The sequence below is a fragment of the Uliginosibacterium paludis genome, assembly GCF_039631355.1.
In the GTDB taxonomy this organism is placed as follows: Bacteria; Pseudomonadota; Gammaproteobacteria; order Burkholderiales; family Rhodocyclaceae; genus Uliginosibacterium; species Uliginosibacterium paludis.
Window position 1 is genome coordinate 79,998 of sequence record NZ_JBDIVF010000010.1, and the last position, 12,594, is coordinate 92,591.

12 protein-coding genes are annotated in these 12,594 nt (G+C 61.1%); 2 read left to right on the forward strand and 10 right to left on the reverse strand.

The features are described from left to right. Positions 1-209: 209 nt before the first annotated feature. The 9 genes from ABDB87_RS17795 to ABDB87_RS17835 all read right to left on the reverse strand — a co-directional run bounded on the left by ABDB87_RS17795 (position 210) and on the right by ABDB87_RS17835 (position 9,319). Positions 210-515 carry an STAS domain-containing protein gene (locus tag ABDB87_RS17795; protein ID WP_345929564.1) on the reverse strand — a complete coding sequence of 102 codons (306 nt, stop codon included), beginning with the start codon at positions 513-515 and terminating at the stop codon, positions 210-212. A gap of 119 nt (positions 516-634) precedes the next feature. Further along, positions 635-1,327: a chemotaxis protein CheB gene (locus ABDB87_RS17800; protein ID WP_345929566.1), complete on the reverse strand. Its 693-nt coding sequence runs from the start codon at positions 1,325-1,327 to the stop codon at positions 635-637. An 85-nt stretch (positions 1,328-1,412) separates the two neighbouring features. After that, a complete protein-coding gene (locus tag ABDB87_RS17805) occupies positions 1,413-2,408 on the reverse strand; it encodes a CheR family methyltransferase (RefSeq protein ID WP_345929568.1) in 996 nt (331 codons plus the stop codon). 72 nt (positions 2,409-2,480) lie between these two features. Then, entirely contained in the window at positions 2,481-3,503 is a 1,023-nt protein-coding gene (gene motB / locus ABDB87_RS17810; RefSeq protein WP_345929570.1) for a flagellar motor protein MotB, read from the reverse strand. 28 nt (positions 3,504-3,531) lie between these two features. Further along, a complete protein-coding gene (gene motA, locus ABDB87_RS17815; protein WP_345929572.1) occupies positions 3,532-4,386 on the reverse strand; it encodes a flagellar motor stator protein MotA in 855 nt (284 codons plus the stop codon). A 154-nt stretch (positions 4,387-4,540) separates the two neighbouring features. After that, the gene (gene flhC, locus ABDB87_RS17820) at positions 4,541-5,086 is read right to left on the reverse strand and encodes a flagellar transcriptional regulator FlhC (protein ID WP_345929574.1); all 546 of its coding nucleotides are present in this window, start codon (positions 5,084-5,086) and stop codon (positions 4,541-4,543) included. Positions 5,087-5,107: 21 nt separating this feature from the next. Continuing rightward, positions 5,108-5,422, reverse strand: a complete 315-nt coding sequence (gene flhD, locus ABDB87_RS17825; RefSeq protein WP_345929576.1) for a flagellar transcriptional regulator FlhD — start codon at positions 5,420-5,422, stop codon at positions 5,108-5,110. 291 nt (positions 5,423-5,713) lie between these two features. Beyond that, the gene (locus ABDB87_RS17830; protein ID WP_345929578.1) at positions 5,714-7,645 is read right to left on the reverse strand and encodes a GGDEF domain-containing response regulator; all 1,932 of its coding nucleotides are present in this window, start codon (positions 7,643-7,645) and stop codon (positions 5,714-5,716) included. A 105-nt stretch (positions 7,646-7,750) separates the two neighbouring features. Beyond that, positions 7,751-9,319, reverse strand: coding sequence for a GGDEF domain-containing protein (locus tag ABDB87_RS17835; protein WP_345929580.1), 1,569 nt, complete (start codon positions 9,317-9,319; stop codon positions 7,751-7,753). A gap of 96 nt (positions 9,320-9,415) precedes the next feature. Here ABDB87_RS17835 and ABDB87_RS17840 point away from each other — a divergent pair, with 96 nt between their 5' ends. Both ABDB87_RS17840 and ABDB87_RS17845 read left to right on the forward strand, forming a co-directional pair. Continuing rightward, a complete protein-coding gene (locus tag ABDB87_RS17840; protein WP_345929582.1) occupies positions 9,416-9,973 on the forward strand; it encodes an NUDIX hydrolase in 558 nt (185 codons plus the stop codon). Positions 9,974-10,073: 100 nt separating this feature from the next. Further along, positions 10,074-11,705 carry a methyl-accepting chemotaxis protein gene (locus tag ABDB87_RS17845; RefSeq protein ID WP_345929584.1) on the forward strand — a complete coding sequence of 544 codons (1,632 nt, stop codon included), beginning with the start codon at positions 10,074-10,076 and terminating at the stop codon, positions 11,703-11,705. Positions 11,706-11,776: 71 nt separating this feature from the next. Here ABDB87_RS17845 and ABDB87_RS17850 read toward each other — a convergent pair whose 3' ends face one another. Then, positions 11,777-12,364 (reverse strand): IMPACT family protein, encoded by a 588-nt coding sequence (locus ABDB87_RS17850; RefSeq protein ID WP_345929586.1) that lies wholly within the window; start codon positions 12,362-12,364, stop codon positions 11,777-11,779. Between the last annotated feature and the right edge of the window lie 230 nt (positions 12,365-12,594).

Sequence of the window (12,594 nt, forward strand, 5' to 3'; positions counted from 1 at the left end):
AAACTTGAGGGAGCTGCCTGCACATCAACGGTGGCGAAAACCAAAGCCTTGCCATGGCCCTGCTCTGCCGGAATTAGCGGTCGAACACGGAATAACTTTAAGGAGGAAAAGGGCGGGGGAAAAAGAGAGGGGACTTGCGGGAACTGCCGGCACCGGAAGGTGCCCCCTGCGGCCTTGCACCGCAGGGAATACCGGTCATTTGCAGTGAATCAGCTGATCGCGAAAAGCTTGGAGAAATTGGCGATATCCAGCACCTGCCGGACACTGCCCTTCACGCCGATCAAAGCGACATCCTTGTTGGCGGCCTTGGCCTTGTCACGCAGCATCAGCAGCATGCCGAGTGCAGAGCTGTCGAGATAGGAAACGTCGCCCAGATCAACCTGGAGAGGTTTTCCACCTGCCTGTCCGAGCAGGGAATCCACGGCATCGCGAAACTCACGGTGGGCCTTGAAATCGAAACGCCCGCCAAGCCGCAACACCGCCTGCGAATCGCTTACCGTGACCTTTGCATCCATCGAAATATTCTCCTTGCAGAAACTGTGAATTCTTAGCGGGTCGGTCAAAAGGGTCTGACCTCTTGGCTCAATTACGGCACATCCCTGCCTGTCTGGCCCCATTATGCCCAGCCGGGCGGTCAGCCGCCACGCAATACGCTGACGATCCTGGCCGGAATATCGTGCAATGAAGCCACCTCACTGGCCGCACCATTCATGGTTGCTTCTCGCGGCATTCCCCACACCACGCAGGAATGCTCGTCCTGACAAATGTTGTGACAACCTGCCTTGCGCATCGCAAGCATGCCTACGGCGCCGTCCTTTCCCATCCCCGTCAGCATGACGCCCAACCCGATCCTGCCCGCCTCCTTGGCCGCCGAATGGAACAGCACATCGACGGAGGGACGGTGCCGATTGACCGGTCCGGCGCGTGAAAGTTCGCACTGAAACCCGCCTCCGACACGCTTGACCAGCAGATGAGAGTGCCCGGGCGCAATATACACGCACCCCGGCCGTACGCGTTCGCCCTCTTCCGCCTCTTTGACAGAGAGCCCACAGAGGCCATCGAGCCGCTTGGCAAAGGATGCCGTGAACATTTCCGGCATGTGCTGCACGATCATGATGGGCGGCATGTGTGCCGGCAAAGCGGTCAGCACCGTGCGAAGCGCCTCGGTTCCGCCCGTCGAGGCCCCGATGAAAACGATTCTTTCCTGGAGCACACGGCCCGGCAGCGGCACATGCATGCCTGCATGGGCAAGCCCCGCGCCCGGCTCAGCCTGGTGCGGGGCGGCCTGTGTCTGCGATACGGCTGGTTTGAGCGATTTCGTATGCATGGAAGCTTACCTGCCCCGATCGCGGGGTTCGCCTGGAATGCCCTTGTCTGACCTGAAGTGGCGCCGACGCGTCAATCCGCCCTGGCTATGCGCCTCTGCGCTGATCCGCCCGTTCGTAGACCGTTCGCCCGAGAGAATGAAAAAGACTGGCGGCATGAATGAAATTCTCTGAGTGCCCGGCATACAGCAAACCCTTGGGTTGGAGCAGCGACACGAAGCGCTCGAGAATGCCGTACTGCGTAGGCTTGTCGAAATAGATCATCACGTTGCGACAGAAGATCGCATCGAATCCGGACTGCAAGGGCCAGTTCGGCGCCAGCAGATTGATCTGGCGGAACTTGATCAGGCGTGAAAGCTCGGGCTTGACGCGGAACTGCCCCTCGGGGTCGCCCGGTCCCCGCACAAAAAACCGCTGCACACGCTCCTTGCTCAGGCGCTCGACACGATCGGGCGTGTAAAGGCCCTTCTGTCCATGCGCCAGCACGTTCGTATCCAGATCGGAAGCGATGATTTCGACCGGAGGATTGTTGCCGAAGACTTCGCAGGCTGTCATGGCCAACGAATAGGGCTCTTCCCCGGTAGACGCGGCATTGCACCAGATACGGAATGGCCTGCGATCCGACATGCGCTTCATCTGCTCTGCAAGCATGTCGAAGTGATGCGCCTCGCGGAAAAAGGACGTCAGATTCGTGGTCAGCGCATTCACGAAGGCCTCCCACTCCGATTCGTCATGGCTGCGTTCGAGCTGGTCGAGGTAGTCCGTAAAGCGCTTGAGCCCCTTCGCACGCAAACGTCGGGCAAGGCGGCTGTAGACCATGTCCTGCTTGACTGGCGAAAGCGAAATACCGGCCTTTTTGTAAATCAGCGCGCGGACGCGTTCGAAATCCTGTGGCGTGAACTCGAATTCACGAACCCCGGCATCAATCCGCTGAACCGGCTCGAGCGGCGCAAGTCTGGAGGTTCCCGATGCAGCCGTTGCGGGACGCGCCGAAGCCAGCGGACGTTCCGTTCGCGCTACCGACGCATGGCCGGTCGATGCAGCGGGCCCCCCGGGCAACGGAAATTTCGTGCGGTCGATCATCGGAAGTTTCCTTATCAAGTCAGGCTCGGGCAAAGCGCCACCACTACGGAAGTCGGAAAGACGCGCCGGTCATCATCGTCGTGGCGGGCTGGTTTCTGCGGGAGAGAGCACCCGGCGGGCGCCATCTACGATGGGCGCGGCGTCGAGTTGCCGGTTGGCATCCACATCCAGATCGCCACCTTCGTTACGGATGGCTTCTTCGGTCCGCTTGTTCATCACGATCAGCGTGATGCGCCGGTTGATGGGATTGAGCGGATCGTTGCGGTCGAGCGGAATGGTCGATGAGAGCCCGACAACGCGCATGATCTTGCGTTCGTCCATGCCGCCTACGATCAGCTCGCGGCGTGAGGCGTTCGCACGATTTGAGGAGAGTTCCCAGTTTGAAAACCCGCGATCTCCGCCGGCATAACGCGCGGCATCGGTATGTCCGGAAATGCTGACCTTGTTCTGTACCTGATTGAGCACCTGGCCAATGGCCCGCACGATGCTGCGCGTATAGGGCTTCATCTCGGCACCACCCGAATCGAACATCGGCCTGTTCTGATCGTCCACGATCTGAATGCGCAGGCCTTCCGATGTAAGGTCCAGCAGGAGCTGGCTCTTGAACTGCCGAAGATCGGGACTGGCTTCGATCACGGCCTCCAGCTTGTCCTTCACATCCTGCAGACGCATTTTTTCTTCCTGCTCGATCTGCTTCTCGGCAGCTTTCAGATCGGCCTGCCCCGTCCCGGTGACAGCATTCGATTCGGCAGGAGTCACCTTGACCTCACTGATCTTCTTCGGCTCCTTGTAGGAACTCTTCGCGATCTGCCCGACCGACTTGGTCAGATCCTGACCCCCACCTGAAATCGGCGCCGTCGCGCTGCCGGAGCCCGGTCCGCCAGCCATCGAGACTTTCAACGGGTTCTGGAAAAAATCCGCAATGCCCTTCAGATCTCCCTGGGTTGTGGAACCGAGCAGCCACATCAGCAGAAAGAACGCCATCATGGCCGTCACGAAGTCGGCATACGCGATTTTCCATGCACCACCATGAGCGCCGCCCCCGCCCTTCTTGATGCGCTTGACGATGATGGGTTGCTGGTTGTCGCCGCTCATGCTGCGCTCATCTCCATCCGCTCAGGGCTCACTTCTTGCGGCTCTTGATTTCTTCTTCGAGTTCGGTGAAGCCCGGTCTGTCACCTGCAAACAGAACCTTGCGACCAAATTCGACCGCCACCTGCGGCGCGTAACCGCTCATGCTCGCCAGCAGCACGACCTTCATGCACTGATAGATCTTTCCGCCCTCTTCCACCTTCTGCTCGAGCTGCGAGGCAATCGGGGCAACGAAACCGTATGACACAAGAATACCGAGAAAGGTCCCCACCAGCGCACCACCGATCATCTTGCCCAGCACCGCCGGGGGCTCGCCCACCGACCCCATGACGTTCACCACCCCCATCACCGCCACCACGATACCGAATGCTGGCGTCGCATCCCCCGTCTTGGACCAGATGTGCGCCGGGGCATGGGCTTCGGCATGATGGGTTTCGATCTCGATATCCATCAGGTTCTCGAGCTCGAAAGCATTCAGGTTGCCGCCCACCATCATGCGCAGGTAATCACAGAGAAACTCGACAGCGTGGTGGTCGTGCAGAAAGGCGGGGTACTTGGAAAAGATCGGGCTGGATTCCGGGTTCTCGATGTCGCCTTCGATCGACATCAGCCCTTCTTTGCGGACCTTGGCCAGGATCTCGAACAGCATGGCCAGCAGCTCGATGTAGAAGGTCTTGTTGTAGGGCGAGCCCTTGAACAGGGCAGGCAGTGCGCCGAAAGCGGCCTTGACGTTCTTGGGCGAATTGCCGGCCACCAGACCACCGATGGTCAGCCCCACGATGGCCAGATACTCCATGGGCACGAACAGGGCCGCGAGGCTGCCGTGTACCGCGTATGTCCCCACGGATGCCGCGAGGATGATGACGTAACCGATGATGAGGAACATCGCTCAGACCTTCTGCCCGAATTGATCAACCGGGTCATGCCCAGACCTACCGGGATATCGGCATCCCACAGCGAAACTTGACAGTCGCTCGCCGCTCAACAGACACAAAAAAGCCGGCAATGCCGGCTTTTTTCGCGATCCAGAAATCAAGGAATCAGACCGCCACGGCGCTCACATCGCGCATCGGGCGCTTACCCTTACCCGCACGGGCGGGGACGTGACAGAGCCCGCAGACATAACCGTGGGACGGATCGAAGGCATGCGCCACGAAATGCCCCGAGCACTTCGTGCAGCATGTCTGCTGCAGCATCTTTGCATCAAAGAACCGGACAAGCGTCCAGGCGCGGGTCAGGCTCAACACCTCTTCCAGGTCATTGCGCTCGAGCTGCTCCCGGTACATGCGATAAGCCTGCAGTGTGGCGGCCAGACCGTCGAGGCGGGCGTTGCGCGTCACGAAGCCACGCAGGGACATGAACAGTGAGGCGTGCACGTTCTGCTGCCACGGGATAAACCAGTCAGTCGAGAAAGGCAGCATGCCCTTGGGCGGCGACTCACCGCGGATTTCCTTGTACAGCTTCAGGAGACGTTCGCGAGAGAGTCCGGTCTCGGACTCCAGCATCTGCATGCGGGCGCCGAGTTCGATCATCTCGATCGCCAGCCTCGTTTCCTCTGCATCCTGCACCAGACTTTTCATTCTCATGACGCGCTCCCGGATCCCGGCTCAGGAAAGATGTTCAACAGGCTTGGAGGCCGCGAGGATGGTGGCATGAATGCGGGCCGCAGCATTTTCGCGACCATGATTGCTCATCAGATTGAGCAGCAAACTGTCATCGAAGCGGAAACGGCACAACAGCATTTCGTTTGATGCCATGCGCAGGATCTGGGCCGGAGAGAGGTTCTCGACGATATCGGCGACGTCTTCGCCGATTCCCAGCTTGAACATGGCGTTCGCCCGGTCGGACTGCAGCATCTGCTGCGCAAGCATCAGGTAGGAGAGATTGAGTTCCCTGATTTCGCCGCCAATATCCATTTTCATGTTTGCCTCCACTGCACTGTTCGGGGGACCCGTTCTGCTTTCGGGTTTGTGTGTCAATTGTTGTCGACGCAGGGGGCGACAACAATTCAGGCAGTGTCGGAAAATGACGTACCAATAAGACGCGCAAGGCGTGTAGGAACATGTCCTACACGCCTTGGCAAAGGAATCCAGAATTCAATCAAATTGATGATTTTTAAGGAAAAATCAAAAACCTATGCGGCACTCATTGATGATTTACGACCGCATCGGAGCGAACTTTAGGGTGTGTTTGAAATAATAGGGACTTTCCCTTTATTCGCCCGCCTGCAAGGCAGAAACGCGATTCCGGCCAGCCTGTTTCGCCCGATAAAGGCTCTGGTCAGCCTGACGCACCAGCGCATCGGCATCCGGCGTATGACGATCCCGGCAGGCCACGCCGAGGCTGACCTGCGGCTTCAGCCGATGCGGGCCCGCCGTCACATCCACAGCGATCACTGCGCGCCGGATGCGTTCGGCACAGGCCTGAGCCGCCTCGAGCGACAGCCCCGGGCACAGCACAACGAACTCGTCGCCGCCGAGGCGGGCCAGCAGATCGCTCGAGCGCAGGCTGCTGCGGATGGCAACTGAAACCGCACGCAGCACCTTGTCACCCGCCTCATGGCCGTGAGCGTCGTTGATGCCCTTGAAGCGATCGATATCGATCACGATACAGGCCAGCAACGCATTCGAAGCCTGGGTGGCAGACCAGATTTCCTCAAGTCTTTCCACAAAGCACCTGCGGTTCGGAAAACCGGTCAGCGAGTCCGTCAGCGCGACCTCCTGCAGACGGCGATTGCTCACCGCCAACTCGGCTGCAAAGCGGCGGATCTCCTCGCGGTCCTGCTCGATCTCGTATTGAAGCGAGCTGATGCGCTTGCCGGCTTCCAGGCGCGCAAGTAGCAATCTTTCTGACACGGGCAGCGACAGGATGTCGTCTGCTCCGCCATCGAAGGCGGCAATCGTGGTCTCCTCGTCACCGCTCAGCGTGAGCAGCACGATGTAGATGGCCCGACCGATCCGGGTGCGGCGAAGGCTGGCCAGCATTTCAAGCCCGGAAACATCCGGCAGTGACCAGCCAAGCAGCATCATGTCGGGACGGAAGTCGAGCGCCGTCTCGGTCGCACTGAACCCGTCCGTAGCTTCAGCCACTTCATAACCGGCCTTGAGCAGGTAGGCACGCAGCGACGCACGCTGCGAGGGATCCGCTTCAACCAGCAGCACCCGCATCCCGTCGCTCGCGCGCTGACTGGCACTTACGCCCTCGTCGTCTGCCGGCAACGCAGACGCCGGCAGCTCCGGCCCCTCCTCTTTCGACTGGAAGGGCGAACAGCCATCGGTCGCAACATCCAGCAGCACACCCCATTCGCTCCACTCCAGGAGCGCGGTGTCGATCATCCCGGAAACGGTTTCCTCATCGAATCCGAGACAGGAGCCTGCGGTGAGCAGCTTCCAGCGCAGCGGCTGGCAGTCCTGCTCGGTCGTGTTGCACAGACCACCCGCAATCCGGGCGAAGCTCAGGGAATACTCGAGTGCAGCCTGACGCGTGCCCTCGCCGTGATGGCCGGCACGCAGGATCGCCACGTTGAACGCGGCATCGCAAAACAGGCGTGGCAGGCCCCAGTCCGCGAGCATGGCGGCTCCCAGCTCGGCGCTGTTCATCGCGAAGGCCCGGGTTTCATGCTCGAGCAGTTGCAGCGGATCGCTGCCGGCCTCCTGGCAGATGCGGGAGTAGTCGTGCGGATAGAGCGTGGCGAGTGCGAGCTGGCCGACCCGGGCGAGCAGACCGAGGCAATAGCTCTCATCCGGCGCAACGACGCGTGTGCGCAGGGCCACCGTCTGCATCGTGACCGCGGTGAGCAACGATTTGCCCCAGAAGGCACGATAGTCGAAGCCCTCGCAGGCGCCGCTGCGGTAGTTGTTGAGCAGGGAGAAACCGAGCGCCATGGCTCTGACGGCGGGTACGCCGAGCACGTTCAGCGCCTCGCCGATCGAGGCAACCGGTCGCCTGCCGTAACCGATGATGTCGTTGGCAGCCTTGATGAGCCGCCCTACGAAAGCCGGATCGCTGCGGATCAACGCGGCAAGCTCGGCCAGCGACATCCGCTCCTGCTGCGTCAAGCGGATGACGGCCAGCGCAATCCCCTTGGGCGAGGGAAGATCGCCCGAGGCTTTCAGCTGTTCGAAACGGGAAATATCAATCGGCACCTGAACACATGTCCATAGCAAGAAAGGCACAGCTGGCAGACAGTGCGCAGCCGGAGCCAGACATGCTTTTACGTCGCGACGCGGGCTTTCTTGAACCCGGAGCGATCAGGCCAGGTTGACGCGATTCCGCCCTTCACGCTTTGCAGCATAGAGCGCCTGATCGGCTGCGACCATGAGATCCATCATGTTTCCGTAATCGGGAAACTGCGCCATGCCGGCACTGAAGGTGACCGAAAAAATCCCGTCGTCGTACGCGTGATAGATGCGCGAAAAACTGTCGCGGATGCTCTCCAGCCGCTCAAGCGCCTGCTCGACCGGCGCATCCACGAACACCACGACGAACTCCTCGCCGCCGTATCGCCCGACGATGTCCGCCTTGCGCAGCCGTTGCTTGAGGAAACGCGCCAGCGAACGCAGCACGCGGTCGCCCACGGTGTGGCCGTAGGTGTCATTCACCTTCTTGAAATGATCGATATCCAGAATGGCATAACACACAGGCGACCCCACGCGCTCGGCCTGCAACAGGGCCTGCTGCAGCAGCGCCTTGGTTTTCACGTGGTTGAACAGGCCGGTGAGGCTGTCTTCCACCATCAGCTTGCGCAGGCTGCGATAGCGCTCGGCCTTGCTGATGACGGTATTGACGAGCTGAGCCTGACTGATCGGTTTGGTCAGGAAATCGTCACCGCCATGGCGCATCGCTTCGAGCTGGATGGCTTCGCTGGTTTCGCTGGTCAGGTAGATGAGCGGAATGGATTCGAAGGCCTTGTTCTGGCGAATGATCTTGGCCACCTCAAGACCATTGCATTCCTGCATGTGGAAGTCGAGCAGGAGCACGTCCGGCGCAAAATCCATCAGTGTTTCGAGCACCAGTTCCGGCTGGCGCACCGCGCAGAAGCGCAGGTTCGGCTGGGATTCGAGCGCCTTCATGATCGACGCGAGCACGGTGACCGAGTCATCCACGATCATTACCCGGAAGGGTTCCTCACGCGCAGTGAAGATCAGCGGATCGATGGCATCGACGAAGGCCGTGGCGGTCAGCGGCTTGAGGAAGAACCCCTGTGCCTTGAGGCGGACGGCCTGGAGACGCAACTTGAAATCGCCGAAGCTCGACAGCGGGAACCATTTCACGCCAGCCTGCGCAGCTTGCCGGGTCATCTCGATGGTGGCCTCGTCAATCTCGGCATCCACCTCCACAACCAGGGCTGCAGCGCGTTGAGTCACCGCCAGGCGCAGTGCCGCAACCGCATCGGAAAACACCTTGAGCGCATAACCGTAGTGCTCGACCTGCATGAGCAGTTCTTCGAGCTCGTCCGGATGCCGGCTCAGCACCACCACCAGGGGCAAGCCGGTCTCGTCTTCGGCCAATTGGGTCTTGCTGCGCCGGGGTGCAGGCCCGCAGGCCTCGCGCACGGCTGCAAAGATGCCGGGCAGCAGCCGATCAACGGCAGATTTTTCGCTGTCGTTCGGGGCCGCCAGGCCTTCCATCATGTGAAGAAGCGGCGCCAGTGCAGCTTCCAGCTCATTGAGCCCCTGCTGCCGGGCCAGCGCATTGAGCCGGTCACAATGAAGCATGAAGGCGGCCCACAGTTCGAGGTCGTCCACGGCCTGCCAGACCAGCTTCCAGGCCAGTACCAGCTCATTCCATGAATCGTGGATGTCGCGTCGGTTGAACATGCGGGGCGGACGAAAATGCCTTGAATGGGCCAAGGATACCCGGAAAACGCGAGCCCCCTTCACCTGCCTGCGACGAGGGGCTATTCTCCGTCAAACATGTGTGAAGAAATCCGATTCTGCAGCCGCTGCGGCACCCCCGTCGAAACACGCATTCCCGATGGTGACACCCGTCCGCGTCAGGTGTGTCCCGCCTGCGATAGCGTGCATTACGTCAATCCCAAGCTGGTGGTGGGCAGCCTCCCGGTCTGGCAGGACAAGGTGCTGCTGTGCCGACGAGCGATCGAACCGCGCCGGGGTTACTGGACCCTGCCCGCCGGATTCATGGAGTCTGACGAAACCCTGGCGCAGGCTGCCGAGCGCGAAACCCTCGAGGAGGCCTGCGCTCGAATCGAACTGCAGGGCCTGCAGACCATCGTCAATATTCCGCATATCAACCAGGTCCATGTGATTTATCTGGCCGGATTGATTGGCGGCCAGTTTTCGCCCGGCATTGAATCGCTGGAAACAAGACTCTTTTCAGAAGAAGAAATTCCCTGGGGTGAAATTGCTTTCCACTCCGTCAGCCTGAGCCTGAAACATTATTTTTCAGACCGTCGCAAAGGCGCATTCCTGCTGAGGGAAGAGACCCTCGACGCGGCCGGAAACCCGCCCTGAAGAGCCAGAGAGCTCAAGTCACTCAAGGATTGCCCGTTATCTCCGTCAACTAAACGTGACCATCTCCGGGATAGGCACGTTTCCATAAAAGGAGACACTCATGCGCTGGTTCGACGATCTCAGATTCCGCAACAAGTTATTACTCAACTTCGTGGTCAGTAGCGGAGTACTGATCGCGGCGCTGATTTTCGGCACGATGCAGATCGGAACGCTGCAAGGCGAAATCGGCTATTTCGCCCAGTCTTCCATGCCCGCCATCAAGGCCGCAGGCAAAATCAGCGAGCTGCGCCTGCGCTATCGCGTGCGCAGCCTTGAATATGCCCTGCCCAGCAGCCCCGAGGAGCGCGCGAAACTGGAGAAATCCCTCGCAGAGCTCGATGCATCGGTCCAGAAGTCCATCGATGACTATGCTGCCCTGAGCACCAGCCCGGACGAGAAACGCATTCTTGACGAAATCCGCCAGTACTCGGCCGACTACCGGAACTCGGTGAACGACGCCGTCGCCAAGATCAAGGCGGGCGACGAGGAAGCTGCGCAGAACATGCGCCGCACCGATTGGGTCAAGCGGGCCAATGCCTTGCGCGACAAGACCGACGAGTTGAGCAATCAGGTCCTGGAGACCGCACAGAAGCGGGGCGCCGCCGCAAGCAGCATCGCACGTCAGGACCAGATCATGGCCTGGGTGGCGCTCGGTTTTGCGTCGTTTGTCGCAATCGCCTTCTCGCTGTGGTTCTCGACCCGTGTCTCCGGCATTCTGGAGTCACTCGTAGGGATTGCACACCGGATTTCCGACGGCAACCTGAACGTTCCGGTCCCCAAAGGCAGCCAGGACGAAATGGGCAAGCTCATGGGCACCATGGAAGAGATGCGGGACGCCTTGCAGAAGGTGGTCCGCCGCATGCGTGATCAGGCCGAAGGCGTCTCGGCCGCCTCCCGCCAGCTCTCTGACGCGACCCGCCAGACCGAGGCCAGCAGCGCCACGCAAAGCGAGGCGGCATCGGCCATCGCTGCGAATGTCGAAGAGCTGACGGTCTCGATCAGCCATGTTTCGGCCAGTACCGATGAAGCCAGCACCCTGGCCGGCAGCGCCGACAACCAGGCGGCCGCCAGCGGCCAGCGACTGGAGCAGGTGGTAAGCGAGATCCAGCGCATCGCGACCACCGTGCGCGAAGCCTCGCAACGTATCGAGGTGCTGGAAATCGAATCGGGCAAGATTTCCAACATCGTCACCGTCATCAAGGACATCGCCGACCAGACCAATCTGCTCGCGCTCAACGCGGCAATCGAGGCTGCCCGCGCAGGCGAACAGGGACGCGGCTTCGCCGTGGTGGCCGATGAGGTCCGCAAGCTCTCGGAGCGCACCGCGGCCTCGACCACCGAAATCACCCAGATGATCAGCAATATCCAGCGCTCCACGCGTGAAGTGGTGGGCGGTATCGAGAGCGGTGTGCAGTCTGTTGAGAAAGGCGAAAGCCTGGTTCAGCAAGCCAACGAGTCGGTCAGCGAAATCCGGACGCTCGCCCGCAATGTGGCTGAGCTGGTCGGCGACATTGCCCAGGGCTTGCGCGAGCAGGCCGTGGCCTCAACCGATGTCGCGACGCGGGTCGAGCAGATCGCCGTCCATGCCGAGGAGCTCAACGCCAGCACCGCCAACACCGGCACCGCCGCGCGCAGGCTGCAGGAGATCGCGGAAGACATGCTGGTCTCGGTCGGTCACTTCAAGCTCAACTGAGCCGGCGCCCCGCACGCCATCACGGCCCGCTGCACGCTTCGCGCAGCGGGCCGTCTGTTTGTGGCGCCGAGTCATTCCTCGGCCCACACGATGCGGCCCTGACCGGCTTCGCTCACCTGTGCCCGAAAGCCCGAAGCGGCCTGCTCGGGCAAGACAATCTCGAAGCTCACCTGCTCGCCGTGCGCCACGGCTTCGAGCCGTGCCCCCTCGCGCTCGATGGCACGGCGGATCATTCCTTCCAGCGCATAGGGTGCATCGCAGGCCAGGCGGCAAAGGCGCACGACAGGAATCCGCTCGGCCTGACGCAGGGCCTGTGCCACGCTGTCGGAATAGGCGCGCACCAGACCGCCTGCCCCCAGCGGAATGCCGCCGTAATAGCGCACAACGGTGGCCAGCACGCCATCGAGATCCTGCAGGCGCAGCACGTCCAGCATCGGGCGACCCGCCGTACCGCCGGGCTCGCCGTCATCCACGGCGGCTGATTCCCCACCAGCCAGCAAGGCCCAGCAGACATGCGAGGCGGAAGGATGCTGCGCCCACAGACTCGCCACCACCTCGCGAGCTTCGGCGCGACCGGCAACCGGCTGCACGCAACCGATGAAACGGCTCTTCCGGATCAGGAGTTCGCTGTGGGCGGGGGCGGCAATGTTCCAGGGCATGAAGCGAGGTCAGCGAAATGATCAGGGGCGCGGCAATCGCGGGATGCGGCCGGTGCGAAAGTATAGGGCCTTGCTGCGCAGAGCCTGCCGCAACACCTCAAACAGGCCCGCCCACATGAAAATGCAGCGGCCGCCTTGCCTGTTTGCGGCCTCGTGCCTCGCGGATCAAGACAGCCCCGCCACCATTGCGGCACACTCCCTTCCTGCTGCCGACATCCACACTGGAGTAC

Bases quoted from the DNA above. Each gene is read 5' to 3' on its own strand.
- flhC (WP_345929574.1), bottom strand. From the start codon at position 5,086: ATGAGAATGAAAAGTCTGGTGCAGGATGCAGAGGAAACGAGGCTGGCG.
- motB (WP_345929570.1), bottom strand. From the start codon at position 3,503: ATGAGCGGCGACAACCAGCAACCCATCATCGTCAAGCGCATCAAGAAG.
- ABDB87_RS17850 (WP_345929586.1), bottom strand. From the start codon at position 12,364: ATGCCCTGGAACATTGCCGCCCCCGCCCACAGCGAACTCCTGATCCGG.
- ABDB87_RS17845 (WP_345929584.1), top strand. From the start codon at position 10,074: ATGCGCTGGTTCGACGATCTCAGATTCCGCAACAAGTTATTACTCAAC.
- ABDB87_RS17835 (WP_345929580.1), bottom strand. From the start codon at position 9,319: ATGTTCAACCGACGCGACATCCACGATTCATGGAATGAGCTGGTACTG.
- ABDB87_RS17805 (WP_345929568.1), bottom strand. From the start codon at position 2,408: ATGATCGACCGCACGAAATTTCCGTTGCCCGGGGGGCCCGCTGCATCG.
- ABDB87_RS17795 (WP_345929564.1), bottom strand. From the start codon at position 515: ATGGATGCAAAGGTCACGGTAAGCGATTCGCAGGCGGTGTTGCGGCTT.
- flhD (WP_345929576.1), bottom strand. From the start codon at position 5,422: ATGAAAATGGATATTGGCGGCGAAATCAGGGAACTCAATCTCTCCTAC.
- motA (WP_345929572.1), bottom strand. From the start codon at position 4,386: ATGTTCCTCATCATCGGTTACGTCATCATCCTCGCGGCATCCGTGGGG.
- ABDB87_RS17840 (WP_345929582.1), top strand. From the start codon at position 9,416: ATGTGTGAAGAAATCCGATTCTGCAGCCGCTGCGGCACCCCCGTCGAA.
- ABDB87_RS17800 (WP_345929566.1), bottom strand. From the start codon at position 1,327: ATGCATACGAAATCGCTCAAACCAGCCGTATCGCAGACACAGGCCGCC.